Source organism: Candidatus Limousia pullorum (assembly GCF_057405065.1).
In genome coordinates this window covers 863,527-889,607 of sequence record NZ_CM171614.1, presented here as the reverse complement: position 1 = coordinate 889,607, position 26,081 = coordinate 863,527, and the positions used below count along the sequence as shown (strand labels likewise).

General features: G+C 43.1%; 13 protein-coding genes, 5 tRNA genes and 3 rRNA genes. 7 read left to right on the top strand and 14 right to left on the bottom strand.

Annotated elements, in window-relative coordinates; genetic code table 11:
- Positions 1 to 82 precede the first annotated feature (82 nt).
- Together CGICJO_RS03825 and CGICJO_RS03820 are read right to left on the bottom strand one after the other, a co-directional pair.
- Positions 83 to 4,414, bottom strand: a complete 4,332-nt coding sequence (locus tag CGICJO_RS03825; protein ID WP_486499700.1) for an alpha-N-acetylglucosaminidase TIM-barrel domain-containing protein — start codon at positions 4,412 to 4,414, stop codon at positions 83 to 85.
- A gap of 323 nt (positions 4,415 to 4,737) precedes the next feature.
- The gene (locus CGICJO_RS03820) at positions 4,738 to 5,094 is read right to left on the bottom strand and encodes a winged helix-turn-helix transcriptional regulator (RefSeq protein ID WP_486499699.1); all 357 of its coding nucleotides are present in this window, start codon (positions 5,092 to 5,094) and stop codon (positions 4,738 to 4,740) included.
- A 146-nt stretch (positions 5,095 to 5,240) separates the two neighbouring features.
- Here CGICJO_RS03820 and CGICJO_RS03815 point away from each other — a divergent pair, with 146 nt between their 5' ends.
- Both CGICJO_RS03815 and CGICJO_RS03810 read left to right on the top strand, forming a co-directional pair.
- Complete coding sequence (locus CGICJO_RS03815) at positions 5,241 to 5,744, top strand: flavin reductase family protein (RefSeq protein WP_087378702.1); 504 nt, start codon at positions 5,241 to 5,243, stop codon at positions 5,742 to 5,744.
- A gap of 73 nt (positions 5,745 to 5,817) precedes the next feature.
- Positions 5,818 to 6,744, top strand: a complete 927-nt coding sequence (locus CGICJO_RS03810; RefSeq protein ID WP_486499698.1) for a radical SAM mobile pair protein B — start codon at positions 5,818 to 5,820, stop codon at positions 6,742 to 6,744.
- A 420-nt stretch (positions 6,745 to 7,164) separates the two neighbouring features.
- Here CGICJO_RS03810 and CGICJO_RS03805 read toward each other — a convergent pair.
- From CGICJO_RS03805 to CGICJO_RS03770, 8 genes are all read right to left on the bottom strand, one after another.
- Positions 7,165 to 7,240 (bottom strand) — tRNA-Asn (locus CGICJO_RS03805).
- Positions 7,241 to 7,281: 41 nt separating this feature from the next.
- Positions 7,282 to 7,398, bottom strand: a 5S ribosomal RNA gene (gene rrf / locus CGICJO_RS03800).
- Position 7,399: 1 nt separating this feature from the next.
- Positions 7,400 to 7,474 (bottom strand) — tRNA-Glu (locus tag CGICJO_RS03795).
- Positions 7,475 to 7,521: 47 nt separating this feature from the next.
- Positions 7,522 to 7,597: transfer RNA gene (locus CGICJO_RS03790), tRNA-Lys, on the bottom strand.
- A gap of 62 nt (positions 7,598 to 7,659) precedes the next feature.
- A 23S ribosomal RNA gene (locus CGICJO_RS03785) occupies positions 7,660 to 10,489 on the bottom strand.
- 184 nt (positions 10,490 to 10,673) lie between these two features.
- Positions 10,674 to 10,750 (bottom strand) — tRNA-Ile (locus CGICJO_RS03780).
- Between the two features lie 33 nt (positions 10,751 to 10,783).
- Positions 10,784 to 10,859 (bottom strand) — tRNA-Ala (locus CGICJO_RS03775).
- Positions 10,860 to 10,984: 125 nt separating this feature from the next.
- Positions 10,985 to 12,514 (bottom strand): 16S ribosomal RNA (locus CGICJO_RS03770).
- Together the 16S, 23S and 5S rRNA genes with 5 tRNA genes alongside form the textbook arrangement of a ribosomal RNA operon.
- A 763-nt stretch (positions 12,515 to 13,277) precedes the next feature.
- Between CGICJO_RS03770 and CGICJO_RS03765 the strand changes: the two genes are divergently transcribed.
- Positions 13,278 to 14,378 (top strand): GDSL-type esterase/lipase family protein, encoded by a 1,101-nt coding sequence (locus CGICJO_RS03765; protein ID WP_486499697.1) that lies wholly within the window; start codon positions 13,278 to 13,280, stop codon positions 14,376 to 14,378.
- A 194-nt stretch (positions 14,379 to 14,572) separates the two neighbouring features.
- Here CGICJO_RS03765 and fba read toward each other — a convergent pair whose 3' ends face one another.
- From fba to CGICJO_RS03750, 3 genes are all read right to left on the bottom strand, one after another.
- The gene (gene fba, locus CGICJO_RS03760) at positions 14,573 to 15,439 is read right to left on the bottom strand and encodes a class II fructose-1,6-bisphosphate aldolase (RefSeq protein WP_087379885.1); all 867 of its coding nucleotides are present in this window, start codon (positions 15,437 to 15,439) and stop codon (positions 14,573 to 14,575) included.
- 198 nt (positions 15,440 to 15,637) lie between these two features.
- On the bottom strand, positions 15,638 to 16,216 hold the full coding sequence (locus tag CGICJO_RS03755; RefSeq protein WP_486499696.1) for a hypothetical protein: 579 nt from the start codon (positions 16,214 to 16,216) through the stop codon (positions 15,638 to 15,640).
- 76 nt (positions 16,217 to 16,292) lie between these two features.
- Positions 16,293 to 16,838: an ImmA/IrrE family metallo-endopeptidase gene (locus CGICJO_RS03750; RefSeq protein ID WP_486499695.1), complete on the bottom strand. Its 546-nt coding sequence runs from the start codon at positions 16,836 to 16,838 to the stop codon at positions 16,293 to 16,295.
- Between the two features lie 335 nt (positions 16,839 to 17,173).
- Here CGICJO_RS03750 and CGICJO_RS03745 point away from each other — a divergent pair, with 335 nt between their 5' ends.
- Genes CGICJO_RS03745 through CGICJO_RS03730 form a run of 4 tightly spaced genes read left to right on the top strand, consistent with a single transcriptional unit; the run spans position 17,174 to position 21,385 of the window.
- Positions 17,174 to 18,217 (top strand): D-alanine--D-alanine ligase family protein, encoded by a 1,044-nt coding sequence (locus tag CGICJO_RS03745; RefSeq protein ID WP_486499694.1) that lies wholly within the window; start codon positions 17,174 to 17,176, stop codon positions 18,215 to 18,217.
- Positions 18,218 to 18,221: 4 nt separating this feature from the next.
- On the top strand, positions 18,222 to 19,601 hold the full coding sequence (locus CGICJO_RS03740; protein WP_486499693.1) for a UDP-N-acetylmuramoyl-tripeptide--D-alanyl-D-alanine ligase: 1,380 nt from the start codon (positions 18,222 to 18,224) through the stop codon (positions 19,599 to 19,601).
- A 28-nt stretch (positions 19,602 to 19,629) separates the two neighbouring features.
- Positions 19,630 to 20,442 carry a Cof-type HAD-IIB family hydrolase gene (locus CGICJO_RS03735; protein WP_087379879.1) on the top strand — a complete coding sequence of 271 codons (813 nt, stop codon included), beginning with the start codon at positions 19,630 to 19,632 and terminating at the stop codon, positions 20,440 to 20,442.
- 25 nt (positions 20,443 to 20,467) lie between these two features.
- Positions 20,468 to 21,385, top strand: coding sequence for a sugar phosphate nucleotidyltransferase (locus tag CGICJO_RS03730; RefSeq protein WP_486499692.1), 918 nt, complete (start codon positions 20,468 to 20,470; stop codon positions 21,383 to 21,385).
- A 110-nt stretch (positions 21,386 to 21,495) separates the two neighbouring features.
- Here the strand turns inward: CGICJO_RS03730 and CGICJO_RS03725 are convergent, their stop codons facing one another.
- Positions 21,496 to 26,076: a beta-N-acetylglucosaminidase domain-containing protein gene (locus tag CGICJO_RS03725; RefSeq protein WP_486499691.1), complete on the bottom strand. Its 4,581-nt coding sequence runs from the start codon at positions 26,074 to 26,076 to the stop codon at positions 21,496 to 21,498.
- Between the last annotated feature and the right edge of the window lie 5 nt (positions 26,077 to 26,081).

Sequence of the window (26,081 nt, the reverse complement as noted above, 5' to 3'; positions counted from 1 at the left end):
TAATAAAATAGATTGCGTTTAAAATTATATCTACTATTATTCTAACATTGAATTACACAAAAGTAAATAGGTCAACAATTTCTTATAACAATAAAATTTGAATTAAAGTTGCATCATATACAGTTACCTTGCCGTCACCATTCATATCAGCCATTGTTTTTGATTCCTCATCAAGTTCCTTGATATGGCTCAAATACTGCTGAACTAAGGTTGCGTCATCAATAGTAACTTCTCCGTCGTTATTGACGTCGCCCTTTGTTCTTCCGCCGAGCTTAGAATCGGTAAAGTGAAGCTCTGCAACTGATGCAAAAATCTTTCCATTTGTATCGCTCAATGCGTCCTTAACAACAAACTTCATCTTAACAGCATTCATTCTCTCAAAGCTGAATACCTGCCAATCTCTGTTTGAAGAATCCAATTCTCCGGAGCTTACCAGAACATACTCGTCGCTTCCCTCTGCCATTGCGTAAAGCTCATAGGAGGTTGCAACACCGTTGATGCCTGAGGCTCTCGGCAGATAACGGAAACCGTCAACCTCAACAGCTTCATCGAAGGTAAATTCAAGGTAGTGTTCCTCTCTCGGAGAACCTGCCCACAATGTGTGCCATATTGTTGAAGCGCTGTAGTCAAGTACGTTTTCAGGCTTATCACTTGTCTGGAAGTTACCCGCTGTCACTGTAATATTTACATTCGGGTCGATATCCTTTGACTTGTCAGCATTTGGATCTGCTGCGGAATAATTGGCAAGGATTTCTTCTCCCAATACCTTCAGATTTTCATCTGTAGGAACATCGCTGTATTCTGTGTTATCTCTTGCCCACTCCCAGCCGTAATTGAACCAGTAGTTATTGTTGAACTGAGAAACGTTAGCTTCTTCACCGTGAAGCTTCTTGCTGTACTCGTTTATCCAAAGCTCCCAGCGTCCCTTGTAATAGTCGCCGATAAGTCCGTTCCACTGACGGTTGGAATAATCGCTCAAACCGCCTGTAACGCTCTGATTATAAGAACCCCAAGTTGTGATAAGGGCTTTAGCGTTAAACTCGTAAAGATCCTTTGTAAAGTCGTCGGCATTTTCTGCAAGCTTCTTAGCCGGATTTACCCAGTTACCAAGCATAAAGTATTTGCTTGTGCCGGTAACTCTGTCCATAAGGTCGATTATCTCAAGGAACTTAGCTGATATCTCGTCGAACTTCTCAGCGTCTCCTGCGTTGATAGCTGATGTCATCTTCTTCTGATATTCCTGAGCTGTGTTTGAAAGTACCTGCTGCAAGATGTTTGCAAGATCATATCTGTAGCCAACACTTGAGTTCAGTGTGTCGTAATCCTCCAAAAGGAGAGCTGCTGCTTTTTCAAGCTCAACCTTGTCATAGTCAACAATAGCATTGCCCCAAGTTGAAGCTGCGCCGATATTCAAAGCCGGTTTTGCGTTTACAACGGACTCCGGTGCGCCCTGTCCCTTCATATTCAAAGAGGACTTATAAACTGTTTCTGTGAGAATTTCAAGAGCCTGTAATGCGCTTTCGCTTTCAGCTCCGTATCTTCTCTCTGCATAATCCTTGAGCCATGCGTCAATATCCACAACCTCCATATCCTGGGTTGCGTCGTCCTGCCAAATGCACTCAAACAGGAAGTCGTAAAGAAGCGGATTGTTTACGCTTGCCTCAGGTGTAATTCCTATACCTGCAATATAATCAGCTGTGTTAAATGCTTCCGGAATATTGTTTACAAGATTATCAAGATGTCCGTGAAGTCCCAGACGTCCGCCGAAGTTGTTGAGCATACAGAATACCCAAGGAGTTGAGTCAAACTCTGGGGCATAGCCGTAGCTTCCTGCACCCGGTCTGCCCTCGTTCCAGTGAGGGGTTTTCTCTGCATAAAGGTCAAGTATCAAAGCGTGGTCTTTTCTGTCGCCAAGGCCTCTCAAAAGCTCACTTGTCGGGTTGCCCTGCCATGACTGTATAATCCAAACAGCCTCAGGGTCGCTTGCAAGCATTGAATTGAGAACCTCTTCTGAAATTTCAGCAGGCTGCAAGCCTGTTGTTATACCGCCCTCATGGAATGGGTCTGTAGCATAGTAATGAGCTCTGTCGCCCAAAACATTTTTCTGACACTGATAGAAAAGCTCTGCATATTTGTCAAAAGCTTCTGATGTAGTTTTGAGCATTGTAGGTCTTGTGAATGAGCACCATGAGCCCTGTGCGATAACGTCGCTGTCTGTAAGTGCATATTCCCCTGCAGCCTTTGAAACTATGTCTGTGGGAACCATGCCGCTGTAGCCCTGCAATGCAGGCTGCATACCCAGCTTAGCCATTGAAAGCTGGTTCTTTCTTGCAAGCTCTGTTCTCTCTTCAAACCATGTATCGTGAACAGGGCCGCCAAATCCGGAAAGGTTAGCCATATATGCCCATGCATAGTAGGCAGGACCTGCGATATAATCCTTAGCCTCCTGCTCTGTGTAGCCAAGTGTCATAAGGAACTGACGCCATACTTCTTCCTGAGCTGTTGCGTCAAGCACAACATTTACTCCGTTTAAAGCCAGCCAGTCAAGCTCGTTTCTCCACTCTTCCTCTCCCCAGAATGCCATTGAGTAGGAAAGTGTGCAGTAGTTGTAGGAATATCTTACTTCCGCCTTTGTCTCCTTGAAAACTGTTTCGCCCAGCGGAACTATAGCCTCAGGCATGTCCGCCTGATCGCCAACCTGAGAAATATTTACCTTGCAGTAATATTTAAGGTAATGGTTAAGACCTGTTGCAAGGGAAACACCGTCGTTGCCCTTGATGTGGATTTTTCCGTCCAAATCTGAAAGCTCAAAATAGTCGTAGCTGTGACCCTTTGGATTTTCAGAAAGCTCAAGGGTAAACCAGTCAACATATTCTTCGCCGAGTCTTCTTGTAATAATTCCCTGAACCTCTTCGTATGTATCCTGTTCGGTTATCTCCACGTTGTAAACGCTTTCATCGTAATTAACAACATTGATTTCCGGTTTCTCCTGCAAAGGAGTTCCGCTTTCACGTCCGGTTGCTCTTACTTCGTTTACAATAGACTGTGTGGAAGCTGAGTTGTATTCAAAATAAATTCTTATATACCTTGCCTCAACATTCTGGTCGGTAACATTGAAAATATTTCCCTCTGTCGGGCAAGGCTCTGTATCCTGCTTTTCTGCAAGCTTTGAGAAATCTCTTCCGTCAAGGCTTGTGTATATTGTGTACTGACTGTATCCGTTTGAAGGTGTGAAAACCTCAACCGTATCAAGATAGTAATTTTTCTCCAAATCTATATCCACATATCCCGGATAGTAGCTGCCTGTCCAGCGTGTGTTTTTGCTTCCGTCGTTGATGTTCTGTGCGCTGTTTCCAAAGTTGGAATGTACAGGCTTTTTCCATGCTATACTCTCGCTGTCGTCGATTACAACTTCGCTGCCGTAAATCTTAAAGTCAGCAACAGCCGGCCAGCCTTTTCCTGCTGTGGATGTGCAGTCCTCCATAAGTATTCTTATTACAGAGTACTGAGCCTCGTCAATTTTATAGCTCTGATAATAATTGTCAAGTCTGTCTGCCTTTGCGCTCTGTACCAGAGTTACAAACTCATCACTTCCTGCTTTCTTACCCAAAATGCTGTAAGTAAAGTGATAGTCGTTCTGATCTGTTTCAGTTGTCAAATGCTCAAAAGCTATTTCAAAAGCGTCAATGCTTCTTTCGTCCTCAAATGTCAAATCAATATATCTCTGATCATAAAGCTGAGCATTGTGGAATTTGTAAAGTGTGGAATAATCTCCGTCAACCAAAGTTGAAGGTGATGTTGCCGGATTATCGCCGTTTGTTGTGATATCCGCCTGAGGTGCAATATCGTTGTAGTTAGAAAGCTTTACGTCCTGCATTTCGTAGGTTTCAAGCTCTCTGATAGCAGGCCAGAATGTAATTTCTTCGCTCTGTCCGTTCTGAACAGGGTTTGAAATTTCCACAAAAACATGAGAAGCCTGAATAGGCTCGGAAACCTCAAACACTACATCAGAACCTAAAGCCTGATTTTTCTTTGTTTCACCGAAAGGTACAAGCTCGGTGGTAATTCCGTTTTTAGCTACCATGACAGTTACGTCAACGCTTGCTGATTTCTGGTCGCCGCCGCCAAGCTTTACAACAACCTTTTGAATGTTCTTACTTCCCTCATATTCAACCCATGCTCTTACCGGAAAAGTTGTATCCGGATATGCCCACATGGTTGAATCGTCTCCGTCATTTATGTTTTCCAGCAATCCGCCGTAAACTGTGTCCTCTGCGTCAGCACCCGGAGTAGCCTCAAGAGCAACATTGACAAGCTGTTCCTTTGCCGAAAACTCCGCCGTCTGAGCAATAAAAAGTGATGTAATCATTGAAATTGCCAAAATCAACGATAGTACTTTCTTATGAATGTTCATCTTATTCTCCTTTTTGCTTCTCGTAATAAAATTTGTTTTTTAATCCTTTAAAAGTTAATATTTTTATTATCTTCTCCTCTCTTTTAAGCAATTTTTTTAAATTATTCTCTCACGCCCCTTTATTGCTGTATTTTTTCTCATAAATCCTTTTCAACAAAATTATACATCCATAAAAAAGTAAAAACAATAAATTTTATTAACATTTTGTTTACTTTATTGTCAATAAAAACAAAACATCAGATACATAAAAAATGCATCTGATGTTTATTCAGATTATATTTTAAAGCAATGTTTGCGTCATAAATATTTTTCAATGTACTGTTTTACGGAATATACTTGAGTCCCCACTGGGAAATGGCGTAAAAAACAGGGAGAAGCTCCTTTCCTTTCTCAGTAAGGGAATATTCCACACGCAGCGGCATTTCATTAAATTGTGTGCGCAGTACCAACTCATCTTTCTCCAATTCCTTAAGAGCATTTGTAAGCGCAGCATTAGTAATTGGATTAAGCATTTTTCTCAGTTCACCAAATCTCATAGGCGACTTAATACACAACTCATAAAGAATCTGGAGCTTCCACTTTCCCTGCAGCATCTTAATAACCGGCATAACCGGGCAGTTCCCCTCTTTTGTTAAAATTACACTGCCGACTTTTTCTTTGAACTCTTCATATGACATCATAGGATATTTCCTCATTTCTAAGTATTATTTTTTATACCTTGTATAAATTATTTGCGTACTTGAACTAATATTTCTATCAGGTATAATAAATATATCACTAATAACCCAGGTCAACAAGTGAAAAATATTAGAAAGGTCTGAATTTTATGAAAGAACTCAACATCATGGAAGCAACAGTCTATACATCTCCAAATCCACTTACTTTGATTTGCTCTCAAAATAAAGACGGTACAACCAATCTGGCACCTATATGTTTCTTTTCGTACTTGTCTTTCAATCCTCCCATGGTGGGATTTGCAGCCGGAAAACAATCCCATACAGGAAAAAGAGTTCGTGAAACCGGAAAAGTTATAATCACAGTTCCCGGAGAAAGCATGGCTGATGCTGTTATGGCATGCGGAAGCTCCACCGGAGCATCTAAAAATAAAGTCTCTGAAAATAACATTGAAATGATATCAATTGATGGCAGGGATATTCAAATACCGGCAGATACTCGTCTTGCCATGATAGCCACATTACAGCAAGCAACCGAGGTTGGTGACCATATTCTGCATGTTTGTCAGGTAGAAAAATTTCTGGGCAACGAAAACACAAAAGGTTTATACGCTTGGAAAGGATTCGGCAAAGCTGCACCTGCTGAAGAAGGATAAAATTATAGTAAACACGTATTTCTAACTGCATGTATTTACAATTATTATATCAGGTATCGGAGGCATAAAAAATATGGCAGAAACCAGCAAAGACAACATCCTGATTCGTGATATTCACACTAAAAATATTATGACAAAATCAACCTTGCCTGTAGGAGGTTATTCAGTCAACCCTTATGTAGGATGTACACATGGATGTAAATACTGCTATGCATCATTTATGAAGCGATTTACAGGTCACAAAGAACCCTGGGGCACCTTTTTGGATGTAAAGCATTGGCAGGAAATAAAAAACCCACAAAAATATAGAGGACAACGAGTAGTCATAGGATCAGTCACTGACGGTTACATACCTCAGGAAGAGCAGTTTCAAAATACACGCAGAATATTAAAACAGCTAAAAAACAGCGGTGCAGAACTGCTTATATGCACCAAATCCGACCTGGTAATCAGAGATATTGAACTGCTAAAAGAATTTGAAAAAGTAACAGTATCCTGGTCTGTAAACACCTTAAATGAAGACTTTCGCTCTGATATGGACAATGCTGTAAGTATTGAACGCAGACTTTCAGCTATGAAAAAAATTTATGATTCAGGAATACGCACAGTTTGCTTTATTTCACCAATATTCCCCGGAATTACAGATTTTAATGAAATTTTTCAGCGTGTAAAAAAACAATGTGATTTAGTATGGCTGGAAAATCTTAATCTGCGTGGCAGCTTTAAACAGGAAATTATGACCTATATAAAAGAAAAATATCCTCATTTGACCGACTTGTATAATTCTATCTATAATAAAGGAGATCGCAGCTACTTTAAATCCCTGGAAATGCAGGCTGAACAATTGGCAAAAGATAATAACTGTCCTTTTACAGATAATGAGCTGCCCTACGGCAGAGCAAAGCCTGGCCATCCGATAATTGTAAACTATTTTTATCACGAAGAAGTAAGAGGCTCTGAAAATACAGGAAAGCGAAATCATAAAATAAATTTCCCTTAATAAGAGAGTATATCACCTATTTCAATTATGTAAAAACCCCCTGAATTTCCAAAGAAACTCAGGGGGTTAAAGTTTGTATAAAGCTTTCCATAACAAAAACGACCTATCTTATAAAAAATAATTTCTAATCAAAATTTTTTAAGACATAAAATCGACTGTAAGCAATCATTCCTAAAACTAAACAAAATGTCTCGCCCGTCCTGTGCTGACGTGTATTTCATAAAATAGCCTACCTTAAAAGAACCTTTATTTCTCAGCTAAACCTTTTTAAGATATAAAAATAAAGCAAAGCCTATCGTGAGCAAGCCATTCCAAAGACTAAACAGAAGGTTTCGCCCGCCTTGAAATGAACTTAATCTCTAAGCCAAACCTTTGCAAGGCGGAAATAAAAAAAGCAGTCTCTTTCGAAACTGCTTCTTTTGGCTCCCCCTGTCGGGCTCGAACCAACGACCCTGCGGTTAACAGCCGCATGCTCTACCGACTGAGCTAAGGAGGAATATATAAATTACACCCGATTTCTCGGATGTAATCTCTTCGTGTTGGCATCTCCCTATTTTCCCAGGCCGTCTCCAGCCAAGTATCTTCGGCACCACTGAGCTTAACTTCCGTGTTCGGTATGGGAACGGGTGGACCCTCAGCGTCATCAACACCAACTTGGTGACTCGTGGGGGAATCGAACCCCCGTTACCGGCGTGAGAGGCCGGTGTCTTAACCGCTTGACCAACGAGCCATTTCTCGAGGCTAACGGTTCTTTTGTTCATTAGCCCCTATTTTTTATGGTGCACCATCAGGGGCTCGAACCCGGGACACCCTGATTAAGAGTCAGGTGCTCTACCAACTGAGCTAATGGTGCATCTTTCAGAGTTAACACCCTGAAAACTGAATAAAGAGTATACAGACAAATCCAAAGGACTTATGGTCAAGCCCTCGACCTATTAGTACTGCCAAGCTGAATGCCTCACGGCACTTACACACGCAGCCTATCAACCTCGTAGTCTACAAGGGGTCTTACCCGATTTCTCGGTGGGATATCTAATCTTGGAGCCGGCTTCACGCTTAGATGCTTTCAGCGTTTATCCGTTCCGTACATAGCTGCCCAGCTGTGCCACTGGCGTGACAACTGGTGCACCAGAGGTACGTCCATCCCGGTCCTCTCGTACTAAGGACAGAGCTCCTCAAATATCCTGCGCCCACGACAGATAGGGACCGAACTGTCTCGCGACGTTCTGAACCCAGCTCGCGTACCACTTTAATCGGCGAACAGCCGAACCCTTGGGACCGAATTCAGCCCCAGGATGTGATGAGCCGACATCGAGGTGCCAAACCTCCCCGTCGATGTGGACTCTTGGGGGAGATCAGCCTGTTATCCCCAGGGTAGCTTTTATCCGTTGAGCGACGGCATTTCCATTCACATACCGCCGGATCACTAACTCCAACTTTCGTTACTGCTCGGACCGTCATCCTCGCAGTTAGGCTAGCTTACGCGTTTACACTCTAGGGCACGGTTTCCGTCCGTGCTGAGCTAACCTTTGAGCGCCTCCGTTACCTTTTCGGAGGCGACCGCCCCAGTCAAACTGCCCGCCTGACAATGTCCCCCGACCGGTTTCACGGCCGCAGGTTAGAATTCCAGCAATCTAAGAGTGGTATCCCAACGGCGACTCCGCAAAGGCTGGCGCCTCTGTTTCCCAGTCTCCCACCTATCCTGTACATAGATTACCGAAACCCAATATCAAGCTGCAGTAAAGCTCCATGGGGTCTTTCCGTCTTGTCGCAGGTAACCGGCATCTTCACCGGTACTACAATTTCGCCGGGCGGGTAGTTGAGACAGTGCCCAGATCGTTACACCATTCGTGCGGGTCGGAACTTACCCGACAAGGAATTTCGCTACCTTAGGACCGTTATAGTTACGGCCGCCGTTTACCGGGGCTTCAATTCAGAGCTTGCACTCCTCCTCTTAACCTTCCGGCACCGGGCAGGTGTCAGCCCCTATACTTCATCTTTCGATTTGGCAGAGACCTGTGTTTTTGCTAAACAGTCGCCTGGGCCTATTCACTGCGGCTCAGCTTTCACTGAGCACTCCTTTTCCCTAAGTTACGGAGTCAATTTGCCGAGTTCCTTAACTACCCTTCTCCCGTTGGCCTTAGAATTCTCTTCCTGTCTACCTGTGTCGGTTTGCGGTACGGGCACCGGCTCTATACACAAAGCTTTTCTCGCCCTCGTCCACATATACTTCGGACTATTGTCCTCCCTTACGCCTCGGAATACCAACTCCGGGGTTATACGCTTTCAAGGTGTCCCTTTGCTTAAATTGCAGGTGGTTACGGAATATCAACCGTATGTGCATCGACTACGCCTTTCGGCCTCGCCTTAGCTCCCGACTTACTTGGAGCGGACGAACCTTCCTCCAAAAACCTCAGACTTTCGGCCAATATGATTCTCACATATTTCTCGCTACTCATTCCGGCATTCTCACTTCTGTAAAGTCCACCGCCGCTTTCGCTGCGACTTCACCCCTTACAGAACGCTCTCCTACCAAGTCTTAACGACTTCCCAAGCTTCGGTGTGTAGTTTAGCCCCGTTAAATTTTCGGCGCAGAGTCACTCGACCAGTGAGCTATTACGCACTCTTTTAATGAGTGGCTGCTTCTAAGCCAACATCCTGGTTGTCTATGCAACTCCACATCCTTTTCCACTTAACTACTCTTTGGGACCTTAGCTGTGGGTCTGGGCTGTTTCCCTTTTGACAATGAAACTTATCTCCCACTGTCTGACTCCTGAAAAACGATTATTCGGCATTCTTAGTTTGTTAAGGTTCAGTAACCTCTCGGCCCCTAGCCAATACAGTGCTTTACCTCCGATAATCTATTTCAAGGCTAGCCCTAAAGCTATTTCGGAGAGAACCAGCTATCTCCGGGTTCGATTGGAATTTCTCCGCTACCCACACCTCATCCGCTACCATTTCAACGGGAGTCGGTTCGGTCCTCCATGGAGTTTTACCTCCACTTCAACCTGGACATGGGTAGGTCACCCGGTTTCGGGTCGTGTACAACTGACTTCATGCGCCCTTTTCAGACTCGCTCTCGCTACGGCTCCTCACCTTAAGTGATTAACCTCGCCAGTTACACACACTCGCCGGACCATTCTACAAAAGGTACCCGATCGCACGTTGATGTGCTTTCGGTGCTTGTAAACACAAGGTTTCAGGTTCTTTTTCACTCCCCTCCCGGGGTTCTTTTCACCTTTCCTTCACAGTACTATTCGCTATCGGTCACCAAGTAGTATTTAGGCTTGGAGGATGGTCCCCCCGTCTTCCCACCGGGTTTCACGTGTCCGGCGGTACTCTGGATTCAGCTAGCCTCCTTGACTTTTCGCATACAGGATTCTCACCTTCTCTGATTGGCCTTCCCATGCCATTCTGCTAAGTCTTAGAGTACACGTTGCTGTCCGAACCCCAAATGTATTTCTACATCTGGTTTGGCCTCTTCCGCGTTCGCTCGCCACTACTTACGGAATCTCTGTTGATTTCTCTTCCTCGCCCTACTTAGATGTTTCAGTTCAGGCGGTTCCCTTCGTATACCTATTTTATTCAGTATACGATGACCGAACTACTTCGGCCGGATTGCTCCATTCGGAAATCCACGGGTATAGCGCCTACTTACGGCTCACCGTGGCTTATCGCAGTTTGTCACGTCCTTCATCGGCTCTTGGTGCCAAGGCATTCCCCTTGTGCTCTTTGTAGCTTGACCATATGTGTTCTCTTTGGTTTGTTTTTTCTCGCTTGCAGTAAATAAGCTCTTTTGCTTACTTACCCTCTCGCTTCCAGCTTTATTGTAGTTTATATACCTTACGCTTAACTCTTGTTAAACCTGTTTGATATTTAAACTTTTCTCGCTTTATCTGCTTATCTTTATTCAGTTTTCAAGGTGCTTTTGGTGGGCTTAAGTGGACTCGAACCACCGACCTCACGCTTATCAGGCGTGCGCTCTAACCGGCTGAGCTATAAGCCCATGTCACGGCTTGTTCTTTTTCACTCAAGCCTTTGGTGGAGATAAGCGGGATCGAACCGCTGACCCCCTGCTTGCAAAGCAGGTGCTCTCCCAGCTGAGCTATACCCCCATATCTCTTTCAGGGTTATTCCTTTTTGAGACCCTGAAAATTAAACAACGATTTCTAGTCGAACTTTCGTAATGCCTGACCTTGGATGTTAGAACTTTATCTTTCAAAAGTTCAAGTCTCCATAGAAAGGAGGTGATCCAGCCGCACCTTCCGATACGGCTACCTTGTTACGACTTCACCCCAGTCGCCAATCCTACCTTCGGCAGCGTCCTCCTTGCGGTTAGACTACTGACTTCGGGTATTACCGGCTCCCATGGTGTGACGGGCGGTGTGTACAAGGCCCGGGAACGTATTCACCGCGGCATGCTGATCCGCGATTACTAGCAATTCCGACTTCATACAGGCGAGTTGCAGCCTGCAATCTGAACTGGGACCATTTTTAGGGGTTTGCTCTGCATCGCTGCTTTGCTTCCCTCTGTTGATGGCCATTGTAGTACGTGTGTAGCCCAGGTCATAAGGGGCATGATGATTTGACGTCGTCCCCACCTTCCTCCGTTTTGTCAACGGCAGTCCTATTAGAGTGCTCTTGCGTAGCAACTAATAGCAAGGGTTGCGCTCGTTGCGGGACTTAACCCAACATCTCACGACACGAGCTGACGACAACCATGCACCACCTGTCTCAACTTTCCCCGAAGGGCACCTAATGTATCTCTACCTCGTTAGTTGGATGTCAAGACCTGGTAAGGTTCTTCGCGTTGCTTCGAATTAAACCACATACTCCACTGCTTGTGCGGGCCCCCGTCAATTCCTTTGAGTTTCAACCTTGCGGCCGTACTCCCCAGGTGGATTACTTATTGTGTTAACTGCGGCACGGAGGGGGTCAGACCCCCCACACCTAGTAATCATCGTTTACGGCGTGGACTACCAGGGTATCTAATCCTGTTTGCTACCCACGCTTTCGTGCCTCAGCGTCAGTTAAAGCCCAGCAGGCCGCCTTCGCCACTGGTGTTCCTCCCTATCTCTACGCATTTCACCGCTACACAGGGAATTCCGCCTGCCTCTACTTCACTCAAGCAAAACAGTTTCAAATGCAGTTCGTGGGTTAAGCCCACGGATTTCACATCTGACTTGCTCTGCCGCCTACGCACCCTTTACACCCAGTAAATCCGGACAACGCTTGCTCCCTACGTATTACCGCGGCTGCTGGCACGTAGTTAGCCGGAGCTTATTCATTAAGTACCGTCACTTCTTCGTCCTTAATAAAAGAACTTTACAATCCGAAGACCTTCATCGTTCACGCGGCGTTGCTGCGTCAGGGTTGCCCCCATTGCGCAATATCCCCCACTGCTGCCTCCCGTAGGAGTCTGGGCCGTGTCTCAGTCCCAATGTGGCCGTTCAACCTCTCAGTCCGGCTACCGATCGTCGCTTTGGTGGGCCGTTACCCCGCCAACTGGCTAATCGGACGCGAGTCCATCTTCAAGCGATAAAATCTTTGATACGGTTGCCATGCGACATCCGTATGTTATGCGGTATTAGCGTTCTTTTCAGAACGTTATTCCCCTCTTGAAGGCAGGTTACTCACGCGTTACTCACCCGTCCGCCACTAAACTTACCAAAATCCACCCGAAGGCTTCATTCGATAAGTTCCGTTCGACTTGCATGTGTTAGGCACGCCGCCAGCGTTCGTCCTGAGCCAGGATCAAACTCTCTAAAATTTGTATCTCAACATCTTTCGATGTTCAAATCAATTTCAGAGCTTGATGCTCATTTTCGATACACTAACGTATCCGTGATTTTTAGTGTTTTCTCACTTGTAATTGTTTGAGTATTTACTCAAAGTCATTACGGGTTCTTACTATATTTCGTTGTTTAATTTTCAAGGTCCTGTTTCGCTCGTTTTTCCCATTCCTATCAGCTTTTTTGCCTCTCAGCGTTTCGCTGTTTTCGTGTCGTCCCGAGCGGAACAGTTGCTATTATATAACATCACACCCCTTTTGTCAACACTTTTTTTGAATTTTTTTTGATTTTTTTTCATTTTTATTTTTCGCCCTATATATTGTGGTTTATCAATATTACAAACACAAGATATTTCCGCCTCTCACTGCTTTTCGACACTTCCTGTCAAAAAAATCTTTTCTCTCTTCAAAAAAAATTTTGAAATTTTTTAAAAAATATTTTTTCTTTTCAAAAACATCTGCTGATACTCTCTGTTTTTGAATCAAAAACTGTTTCTACATTTTTCTTTCCTATATAGTATATGCAGGTTTTATCCTTTTGTTTTCGTTTTGAATACCGTTCATAACAATATGTGTTTTTAGCCATATCAGAATTTTTATTTTTTATATAAATCACAATCCAACTATTGCATTGTCGATGTATTGTATAGTATACTATTTTTATAGTATTGATATATTTTCAATACTTTTCTGGATTTTGGCTTGTATTAAGGCCATTTATCACAAAAAGGAGGACATATTTATGAAACACACAAAAAACACCAAGTCAGTTTTTGCACGCATGGTGTCTTTTGCTCTTGCTGCATGTATGGTTTTTTCCATTATAACTGTAACAGCAGGAGCTGAGGAAACTGACGCAAAAAATTACGTAGCTCTCGGCGACAGTATTTCTACCGGCTACGGACTTGCTGAGGGTGAAAAAGCATTTACTCAGCTTGTTGCCGAACAAAACTCTTTTAATCTCACCTCTCTTGCAGAGGACGGAGCAACAACAGCTTCTCTTCTTGCAAAGCTTTCTGAAGCGGAAACAGTAGCCGCTTTGTCAACTGCTGATGTTGTCACCATTACAATAGGCGGAAACGATTTTGTAGGCGCATTTTTTGAATACGTTGCAAGAAGCTATAACGAAGCAAACGAGGGCGCAAACAAAACAGCCGAAGATATCAAAAACGATATTTTGGGAAATAATTTTATTGTGCTTAACTTCGCTTTAGGAATTGCCGAGGATTTCGACTCTTCAACTGAGTGTCAGACTGCAATTGCAGGAGTACAGAAAAACTTTCCTCAGATAATTGCAGCTATTAAAGCCATAAATCCTCAGACTGCTATTATTTTGACAAATCAGTACAATCCTTACAGCTTTGCAGCAGGTACCTTGACCGGAACTGATGAATACACTTTAAAGTTTAAAGCTTTGGAAGGCGCTTTGGATAGTGGTATTCAGACTATCAATTCTTTAGTAACAGTTTTGTGCACTCAGCTGGGATGTTCTGTTGCGGATACTTATACAGCTTTAAAGGCAGCAGAGGAAAATCCAACAAACGCTGTTTTCTCTCTCTTTGGCCTTTCTCTTGACTTCCATCCAAACGCTTACGGTCATTCCCTTATAGCAAATGCAGTAAGCGCAGTGATTCCAAATGAGCCTGAGTATACAAAGGGCGATGTAGACATGAACGGAGTTATTGATACAAATGATGTTACTATGATACAGATGTATGTTGTGGGTGCAGACCTGGGCGATACATTTAACATTTCTCTTGCCGATTTAAATGATGATGGAGAAATCTCAATTACAGATGCAACTCTTTTGCAGATGTTTATTTCACAAATGATTAACATATAATGTAAATAGTTGAAATAATACAATAAACAAACCGTGGCTTTTCTTAATTATAGAAAAACCACGGTTTGTTTTTTACAATTAAAATATCAAAGCTAACTGTAGGCGAGCCATTCCAAATAAATTAGGAAAACGTCTCGCCCGCCTTGAAATCACGTTTATTTCTAAAATAAACCTCTGCAAGGCGGAATTAAAAATCAAGCTTTGTCGATGGAGCCAAAGAGTTCCATTTTCTCTTTAACTGTTGCTTTGATAGCCTCGAAACCAGGAGCGAGGAGTTTTCTTGGGTCAAAGCCCTTACCCTGCTGGTCTTTGCCTGCTTCGATGTACTTTCTTGTAGCCTCAGCAAAAGCAAGCTGACACTCTGTGTTAACGTTGATCTTGGAAACACCGAGGTCGATAGCCTTCTTAATCATGTCAGCTGGGATACCTGTGCCGCCGTGGAGAACCAATGGCATTGCGCCTGTGAGCTTCTGAACAGCGTCGAGAGTCTCAAAGCTGAGTCCCTGCCAGTTTTCCGGATATTTGCCGTGGATGTTGCCGATACCTGCTGCGAGCATTGTAACGCCGAGGTCAGCAATCTTCTTGCACTCTTCCGGATCTGCGCACTCGCCAGCGCCGATAACGCCGTCTTCTTCGCCGCCGATTGAACCAACTTCAGCCTCGAGAGAGAGACCCTTCTCGTTGCAGATAGCTACGAGCTCTTTTGTCTTCTCAACGTTCTCTTCGATTGGATAGTGAGAACCGTCGAACATAACAGAGCTGAAACCTGCTTCGATGCACTTGAGAGCGCCTTCGTATGAACCGTGGTCAAGGTGGAGAGCAACTGGAACAGTGATGTTGAGTTCCTCGAGCATACCGTTAACCATGCCTACAACTGTCTTGTAGCCGCACATATATTTGCCTGCACCCTCGGAAACACCAAGGATAACCGGTGAATTAAGCTCCTGAGCTGTAAGAAGAATAGCCTTTGTCCACTCAAGGTTGTTGATGTTGAACTGGCCTACTGCATAGTGGCCTGCCTTTGCTTTTGTGAGCATATCACGAGCATTTACTAATGGCATTGAAATCTACCTCCGATAATATAAATTGATATAACGGGCACACAAAACAAATCTGTGCTCCTATACGCTTTAATTATACAATACTCTGTTAAAAATATCAAGAAGAATAACTGAAGCCAAACAAAAATCTTTGTTTTTTCAATACAAATTTATCAACATTTGCAAAATTAATAATTGCGTCTCTTTATATTTACCTTATCAATCATCTGTACTAAAATTTGTATTTTTCGTATTTTTTGAATTCTCTTTTTTGTTTTCAAGATCATTTTTTTGAATTGATTCCACAATAGTTGTTATATATTGTTCCTCATTTTCCGGAAAGAAATATTTTGTAATAATCTTGAGTAATCCTATAACCAAAGAAACAAAAGAAATACAAGAGGTTATAAAGGCAACCAAATTCGACATATCCAGATCTTTTCCCGAATTCGCTATTTTGCATACAAAATAAATCAGCACAGCGGCAAAGGAAACAATAATCGCTATACTTGGTATTATTATAATCCATCTATAGACACGTGTCTGTTTCACTTTGTTTCTGTAACATTGGACATACTGGGTTAATAACTCGGTTATCTGCTCATCTCTATTTTGCTGTTCTTGGGTAACATAAGGATCCTTGTATCCCCACTCTAAATCGCTTGCGTTTTTAGTTTCATAAAAGGATACCATATCTATAAAGCTGGCTATCTCTTTATCCAAAGTAGCTTCCTCATTATTTATCTTTGACTGAACACGATTTTTCGATGATTGTGGCGGTTGTTTTGATTTATTCATTAACATCAACTCTGTTCCTAAACAATTTCAATTTAACAACTATACTCTCATATTTTACTATACCGGATACAGGCGATCAATATCCAAAGTGTGCTTTTGGTGCTTGAATATCTATTACTTCAGAAATTCTCCTCAAGGCACTTTCCAGAGGAACCTTATATATAGAAGCCAACTGAACGCCTATTGCATTATTCTCTAATCCAGAATTCTTCAAATTATTGTATTCCCTTAAAAATGAGTTTTTCGGCATAATAAGGTTCGCGGCATAATAATCCGCCTCGTTTTCTTCTTCATTTTTACCCTTTTTATTTTCACGGTGCAGATATGCGGAACCGCCTTTATAGTGTAAAATAAAATGGGCAAATTCGTGGGCAATTATAAATCTTTTAAATTCGTAGGAACGCTTCGAGTTTACGCCGATTATTCGGTCGTTAAGACCGTCTACCCCGTTAGGCTGAACAATAAGAAATCCGTCATCGTTATCTTCCAACTCTGCGCTACCAACCGAAAACCCTAATTTTCTTACAAAGTCCACAATGTCAATATAGTTATCATGCTCTTGTGAATAGCCATATCTTTCAAGCATAATGTTTACATTTTTCTCTATATCCCTTTTATCCATAAATATCCTCCTCTCCAAATTATAATAACCTTATATTGCATACAAGAAAATAAGATGGTGATTGGTTATACTATCACATATGCAATCATTTGTCAATTATTATTTTAATATATTTTTTTAAAAATTTCAATTAGAAATTATTTACTATTTGGAATTAAATATTTACTCGCTTTTTATAATATGTTTAAATACAACAAAAGATTAAAATGAACCAATGTTTTTCATTACACACCGCAAACATTTTCATTGTTCAACAAATTTTTATCTACACAATAGACAACATAATTTCTAAGTGGTATAATATATCAGATTATAATGTAGAGGGAGTGTTCCTTTTGAAAATTGCAGTTTTGTCAGGCGGACTCAGCACAGAAAGAGATGTTTCCATAACCTCAGGTTCCATTGTTTCCAAGGCTCTGCGTGAGCGTGGACATCAGGTGGTTTTGCTTGACGTTTATATGGGGTACGAAGAAGAAAATTGTGATCCCGAAGAGCTTTTCAGACAGGGTTACGATTTCACAAAAAATGCGGTTATAAGCGAGGATGTGCCTAATCTCAAGCAGATTAAAGCCATGCGTAAGGATAAATCAGACCGTTTCTTAGGTCAGAATATAGAGGAAATATGCCGCTGTGCGGATATAGCTTTTCTTGCCCTCCACGGCGACGTCGGAGAGAACGGAAAGCTCCAGGCAACCTTTGACCTTTTGGGCATAAGATACACCGGAACAGGCTGTCTGGGAAGCGCAATTTCCATGCATAAGGGCATAAGCAAGGGCGTTCTTGCCTACAACGGAGTTCCTGTACCTAAGGGTCAGGTATTCAATAAGAAAACACCTGTTGAAACATGGAACTTTTTCCCATGTGTTGTAAAGCCATGCTCAGGCGGAAGCAGCGTCGGAGTTTCCATAGCCAATGACAGAGATGAATTTTTGTCAGCTATGAAAGAGGCTTTCCGCTATGAGGAAGAAGTAATCGTTGAACAGTATATAAAGGGAAGAGAATTTTCCGTTGGACTTTTGGACGGAAAGGCTCTGCCGATTATCGAAATAAGACCGAAAACAGGTTTCTATGATTATAAGAACAAATATCAGAGCGGCTTGACAGATGAAATTTGTCCGGCTGAGCTTGATTCTCAGTCCACAATAAGAATGAAGCAGTATGCAGAACAGGCTTACAAGGCTTTGATGCTCCAGGCTTATTCAAGAATAGATTTTTTAATGGACGAAAAGGGCGATATGTATTGTCTTGAGGCAAACACACTGCCGGGCATGACACCTATGAGCCTGCTCCCTCAGGAAGCTTTGGTTCAGGGCATTGAATACGGCGAGCTTTGCGAAAACATTATAGCCTTGTCTTTGGATAAATATCATAAGAGGTAAAAATATGGCAATGAAAAAAATAACAGTGGGTCAGGTTGCCGGCGCCTGCGGCGGCAGGCTTTTCGGAAACGAAAAAGACGCTGACATTGTAATTAAAAATATATTTACCGACAGCAGAAAAGTGGGCGAAGGCTCACTTTTTGCCGCCATTAAAGGGGAACGTGTTGACGGACACGACTTTATTATCCCCTGTTTTGAAAAGGGCGCAGTCTGTGCAATTTCAGAAAAGGAAATAGAAACCGACAAACCTTACATTCTGGTCGACTCTACTCTCCGGGCTTTAAAGGATATCGCCGCTTTTTACAGAGGTCTTTTCGATATTCCTTTTATAGGAGTTACCGGAAGCGTGGGCAAAACTTCCACTAAGGAAATGCTTTCAAGCGTTCTTTCCCAGAAATTTAAGGTTCATAAAACCCAGGGCAACTTTAACAACGAGCTGGGCGTTCCTCTCACAATTTTCGGACTTGAGGAGGAACACGAGATTGCCGTAATAGAGATGGGTATTTCAGATTTCGGAGAGATGACAAGACTTTCAAAAATTGTCCGTCCCGACTTCTGTCTTATAACAAACATCGGATGCTGTCACCTGGAAAACCTTATTGACCGTGACGGAGTATGCAAGGCAAAAACCGAAATGTTTGCCAACATGAACCCCAACGGCATGATATTTTTAAACGGCGACGACGACAAGCTTGCAAAAATCCACGAGGTAACAGTGGAAAATCACAGAATAGTCCCAATATTCTATGGAATTTCAGATAAGAACACTTTCCACGCTGAAAATATTTCAGGTGATGTCCGTGACGGAATAGCCTGCGACATTGTTTACGACAATGTGAAGAACCGTGTTTTCATTCCGGCAATCGGAACATACATGGTGACAAACGCCCTTGCGGCTTTTGCGGTGGGAAAGGCTCTCGGTCTTTCCGACGAAGAAATTGTAAAGGGAATTGCCGCCTATGAAACTGTAGGAAGCCGTGCAAGGGTTATAGATACAGGATTTATAACAATAATAGACGACTGCTACAACGCAAACCCCACATCTGTTCAGGGCGCTATAGACACACTTGTAAAGTTCCCGGGCAGAAAGGTTGCGGTTTTGGGCGATATGAAAGAGCTTGGCACTAAGACCCAGGATTACCACATTGAAACAGGAAAATACCTCCACAGACACGGAGTTGACGTGCTTGTGGCTGTGGGCGACCTTGCCAAGAACATATATCTGGGAGCACAGATGCCGGAAAAATCCATATATTTCGCCACCACGGAAGAGGCATGCGAAAGGATTTACGACGTTATCAAGGAAAACGACACGGTGCTTGTAAAGGCTTCCCACTCAATGCACTTTGAAAACATTACAAAGGCTTTGGAAAAGTTAAAATAAGGATTATATAAAGGCAGGAAAATTTTTTATGGATTATAAAATTGTCGCACTTGACTTGGACGGAACTTTGGTAAATTCCCGGCACGAAATAAGCGATAAAAACAGTGATATACTTATAAAAATTCAGAAAATGGGCTGTAAGGTTGCCATAGCTACAGGCAGACCCTTTAAAGGGGCAACAAGACAGGCGGAAAAGCTGAAGCTTTCAAAATTCGGCGGATATATCATGTGCTACAACGGCGGTCTTATAATGGATTGCAGTGACAACAGGATTATCTACAGCAGAGAGCTTCCCCATGAGTACATTCCGGAAATCTGCGAAGGCATCAAAGGTATGGACATAACAATAAATACATACACCGCCGATGAAATTATCGCTTCAAACAGCCGCAACAAATACACCGAAATCGAACCGAGCATAGTGGGCATGAATCTCCATTTTGTGGACGACTTTGTAAAGTTTGTGGATTTCCCAATAAACAAATGTCTTTTGACCGGCGAGCCGGAAACAATCGCAAAGCTTGAGAAGATTTACAAAGAGCAGTTCAAGGGCAGACTTGACGTATTCAAGTCGGAAGCATTTTTCTTAGAGCTTGTTCCAATAGGCGTAAACAAAGGAGAAGCCATAACAAAGCTTGCAGAAATAAACAATGTGGACATATCGGAAACCATGTCTTTTGGCGACGGATTTAACGATGTGGAGCTTATAAAAACCGCAGGTATGGGAATTGCAATGGCAAACGCCTGCCCTGAGGTTTTGAACGCCGCTGACTACGTCACTTTGAGCAACGACATGGACGGAGTTGCCGCAGGAATTGAAAAATTCTTTTTCGGAAAATAATTAGGCTTATGGAAAGGGAATAAAAATGAATATTACAAACAATCAATTTGAAATCCTTGCATTTGCAGAAAGAGAAAACAGAGAGAATAATGAAAATCCCGGAGCGGGAAGAATTTCCACCGAAACAAGACTTCCCGCAGAGCTTGTAAAGGGAATTTGCTCTGACTTTGAAAATGACGGTGTTTTAGAGCAGGACAGCAACGGCGGTTACAAGGTTACAGAAAAGGGTCTTGAAACACTTGAACCATACAGAGTAAAAAGAGCGGTTATTCTCGCCGCAGGCTTCGGCTCAAGAATGGTTCCTATAACACTCAACACTCCAAAGCCACTGGTTAGAGTTCACGGAAAGATGATAATTGAAACTCTCCTGGACGCCATCGAAAAAGCCGAAATTCCTGAAATCGTCCTCATAAGAGGATATCTGTGGGAGCAGTTCGACCAGCTTAAATACAAGTATCCTAATATTAAATTCATAGAAAACCACCTTTACAACAAGGCAAACAACATCTCCTCTGCCCTTATTGCAAAGGATTTGCTTGAAAACGCCTATGTCTGCGAGGCTGACCTCCTTGTGAGCAATCCTCATCTTATCAGAAAATACGAGTACAGAAGCAACTATCTGGGACAGTACAAGGACTACACAGACGACTGGTGCTTCAAGGTTGAAAACAGCGTTATAAAGGAGCTTCTTGTGGGAAGCGAAAACTGCTATCACATGTACGGCATTTCCTACTGGACAGAAGATGACGGAAAGAAGATGTCAAGCGACATTGAAAAGGTTTACAACATGGAGGGCGGAACAGAAAAGTACTGGGACGAGGTTGCCCTGAGATTTTGTATGGACAACTATGAAATCCATGTAAGACCCTGCTTTGAAGGCGACATTGTGGAAATCGACACCTTCGGCGAACTCCAGCAGATTGATGAAAGCTATAAAATCTAATATTAAAAGGGCGGAATTATCCGCCCTTATTTTTTATCTGTATTACGAAAACACCGGCTTGTCTTTCGACAAGCCGGTGTCCTTATTTAAGGCTTTCGCCCGATTTCAGTTTACTGAACTATTTCGTAAACATTGATTTCAGCGGCACTGATAAATGCGTTAGCTTTATCTCCTACTGTTGAAGTTGCAACAAGTCTGATTCTGCGTGCATTAACCTGAACAAATTCTGCTGATTTCTCATTTTTGTTGTTTGCCCATGTACCTGAACCGCCTTTAACCTCTACGAAATTATCTCCCTCAGCTTCTGTGCTATACATCACCTTATATCCTGTGATTGTACCATTGGAGCTTGAGTCTGTTCTCGGTAAATATGTAATCTTATTTACATATCTGTTCTGTCCCAAATCAATTTCGATGTAGTTATCTACGCCGTCCTCACCGATTGTAGGAAGAGGAGACTCTGTAGCCCACTTTGTGTGCCACCATGTTCCTGTATTTCCGTCAATGGCAAGCTTTGCTTCATTTCCTGCATGGACGTTAGGTGCAGTTGCTGTAAGAGCAGACTGGTCAACCTTTACAGTTTCGCCTTTCATAACAAGGCCTTCAATTGCATTCTGAAGCTGTACTACTGCCTCTTCTGCCTGCTTAACTGTCAAATCTAAGGCAGCGCTTTCTTCAATTTTAGTCAATATTTCTGTGAACACTGCGGCGGACTCATCTGTATAAAGAGTTGTATCTATCTCTTTTGCCTCTGCAATCAAAGCATTAAGCTCTGTCTTATCAGCAAGTTTTTCTACAAGACCGTCCACTGCGTTCTGGAGATCTGTTAAAGCCTTCTGTACATCCTGCTCTGTAGCTGCTGCAAAGATGATTACGCCCTGAGCGTTGTCTTTTGCAGCTGCAAATGCTGCAAAGCTATCCTCTGTGTAGTATTTTGCCTCGTAGTCCTTAACCTCGTTGTAAAGAGCTGTCAAGGCGCCCTTATCAACTGTTGACTGAGCTTCGTCTGTAACTATGAACATTTCATAGATTTCAGGAATTACGTCTGCCCACTCGAACTTAATCTCGAATACGTTTTCAACGTCCTCAGGAATTGCAATCTTGTTAAGGCTTCCTGACAATGTTCCGATTTCCTGCCATGTGTCTGCGCCTGTTCTAATCTTAACAGTTGCGTTGGAGATAGTTGCAGGGTTCTGAACAACTGTGATATCTGTTACAGCATTTGTGTTTTCAGATACCTTGTAGGAAATGCTGCTGTTAGCTGCTGTTGACATATAGCTTGTAGCCAAATCTCCGTCCATCATCTTTTCAGCATTGTGGTTAGCCTGCTCAACTGCGCCTGCAACATATGTCGGGTTATTGGAAACAGGTCTGTACTCGTTATCGTTGATTTCAAATTCGCAGAAACGAACCCACTTCTCGGAAGCGCCTGCATCGGATGTAAGCTCAACCTTGATGTATCTTACCGGAATACCGCCGATTTCCTCGTTCTTTACAGAATAGTAGGAAATGAGGTAGTTGTGGTTGCCGTAGATTTCGCCGATTTCCTTATCTGTTGTGCCGTCGCCGATTGTGATAACCTTTGTCCAATCGCTTCCGTCCTCAGAAACAGAGATATCTGCGTTTCTGATAAAGTCATGCTCACCGTCGTAAACGATGAATTCAAGCTTGTTAAGGTCAATTGTCTGACCTATATCGTATGTGAAGTACTTGCCTGCACCCTGAGCATTCTTGAACCATGCCATTGTGCCTCTGTTATAGTCGAATGCGTTTGCTGCGCCCTCAATAGATGTGAAGTTTGTATCTGATACGTAAGGATCAGCAATTTCATCGGACTTAACTGTGAGTGCTGCGAAATTAAATGTAGCGTCAGCTTCGCCCTTGTTGATGTATCTTACATATCTTGCATTAACTTCGCCGCCATTGTACTCGTTCCACTCTACTGCGTTTTCTGATACTTCAATTACAACGCCTTCTGGAGCTTCAACGCCTTCAATAGAAATGACGTCACGGATTCTCGGGAGTACGATTCCGATGTACTGGCCGTTCTTCAAGGTGATTTCCTTGTTGATTGTGAGAACGCCTGTATCTGTTGTGAACTCTGTTGCTGAACCTGCAAGTGTTGGGATATTTGTGTATACGCTGCTTGATGATGAAGCTGTCGGAGCATAAACATCAAAAGCTCTGAATGCACACCACTTGCTTGTATCTGCAAGGTTTCTCAAACGGATATACTTAGCTGTAACATTCAATGAAGAAGCGTCGAAAGTAACTTCCTTTCTTCCATCCTCAAATCTCATAAGCTCTGTATATGTTTCGCCGTCTGTTGAATACTCAATAACGCCCTTTGCGATAATATCGCCGTGAGAAGCGTCCTTACCCTGGAGAATTCTGATTTCTCCGATTGGCTTAGCCTCGTCAAGCTCGATTCCAATCCACTCGCCTGCCTTAAGGTTGTCGTCTGCTGTGCTATACCATACTGATGATGTGTCGTCTCCGTCAATAAGGTTTGCGTCGCTTCCGGAATATGCGCCTGTATAACCTGAAGACTTAATAACGCCCTTAGCTGTGTATCTCTCAGCTGAGCCGTAGTTCGGGTCGATAATTGCAAGAACCTTTGGTGAAAGTTCGTTGCTGAGTTTTGTTACGAACGGAATAATTCTCTTTGCGCCTGCTTCAACATTCTGCGGGCCGGAGATATTCTGTACAGGGCAGTTCTTTGAATTTGTCAAAGCTGCTGATGCCTCAAGGTAGTTAGCGCATGCTGCTTCTTCATCGCCCTCTGCAAGAGCAATACCTGTCTTTACAAATCCGATAGCTGCTTGTGAAATATATTCCATTGAATTGAGCCATGGCTCAAGCTCTGTTTTAAGTCTTTCGTTTGTTCCCTTTTCTCTGTATTCATTTAAAGCGGCAACAATCTTTTCGAACTCTGCAACAACTGCGTCGCCCTTTTCCTTTATCTGGGCAGCGTCGCCGCCTGCGAGAGCTGTGGTAAATTCATCGAGGAACGGTCTAAGCTCCTCTGACTCCTGGAGAACAAGTCCGTGTGTATTCGGGCTTGGGTCGGAGTTGTGTTTTGCAAACTCATAAAGTGCGTCAGGTGCGCCCTCGTCGATATACTTGAAACTGTCGTACCAACTCTTATCAGCATCAAATGTATCTCTGTTCCATGTGTAGTCGGCAATAGCAAAGATAGATACCTTGGAAGCCTCTGCCTGCTGCATTGGGTTTGTAAGAATACCGGTAAAGCCTGTTACGCCTGCGCCTAAAACTTCGCCCTTACCCATGAGCATACGAACCTTGTTGATATCGTTTACAGGCCAGTTAAGCCACATGAAAGCTTCTCTTCCTGCTATCTGCTTGAAGTAGTCAAAAGTACCCTGGGTTACCCAGCCGCAAACAGAGTCGCCTGTCCACATTACCTGAACCTGCTCAGGCATACCGTCCATCAAATCAGCAAAATACTGAGCGTTTGACCACGCCTTGTTGTAGCCCTGGGGAACAAAGATAAGGTCGTAAACGTCGCCCTTTTCTTCACACCATGCCCACATATCCTTGCAGATTCTGTTCTGGATTGCAACAGGACTGGAAGCGTCGTCAGCAAGGATACCGAACTGTCTTACGCCTATGCTGTAAAGCTGTTCAAACTTAGCCTTGATTGTTTCAAGTCTTTGGTCATAGTTTGCTTCTGTAATGGCATTATACATAAACGGATGGATTGACCATACAAACTTACACTTGGAAGCGTTGCCTACGTCTACCATCTTCTTCATTTCCTGAAGTCTGTCCTCAGGATAAAGCTCTGTCCACTTTGCGCTGTGGTAAGCGTCGTCCTTAGGAGCAAATACGTATGTATTAGCCTTGAACTTGCCGCCGAATTCCATAAGGCTTATTCTGTCCTCATCGGACCAAGGAATACCATAGTAACCCTCGATAAAGCCTCTGAACTGAGCGTCTGAGTAATCCTCTACTGTGAGAGTCTTAATTGTCTTTGATTCTGCGCACTGCTCAAGGATGAGTTCAAGTGTAGAAACTCCGTAGAAAGCAGCGTCTGTGTTCTTACCGATAATTGTGATTTTGCCTTCCTCAATTTTCAGCATGTAAGCGTCTGTCTTGTCGTAAAGGTCCTCAAAAACTGTAGGAACAACATCGTTTACATAAACTGTGTTTACCTGAGGCATTGCAAGCTTTCCGGCAACAATAAGCTGAATCATTGTTGCGTCAACTACGTTTATTGCCTTATCGTAATTTACATCGGCAACGCTCTCATCGATTGTAATACCTTCCATTCTTATGAGGTATTTCTGAAGCTGAGTAACGTCATCAGATGTAATATTTCCGTCTCCGTCAATATCGCCCAAAAGCTTTTCTCCGCCTTCGTCTCCGTTAACTTCAACGTAAACATTCAGTGCATCTGCGGACTGCTCAACGGTAAATCCGTTGTCCTCAAATGCGCTCTCTGCGTGATTTCTTGTAGCTTCATCAATGTTTTTTGTGTAGTGGATATTTACTTTATCCAGCGCAAATTCCCCGCCGTCGTATGTAATACTCTGGGGAATAGGATAAATCTCGTAAGTATCCGCATTGTTTCCTGCACCGGTTTCTTCTGCGCTTACTGAGCCTAAGGCCATAAAGGAAGAAGAAATCATCAATGCGCTGAGAATCACGCTAATAATTCTCTTTCTCATCGTCT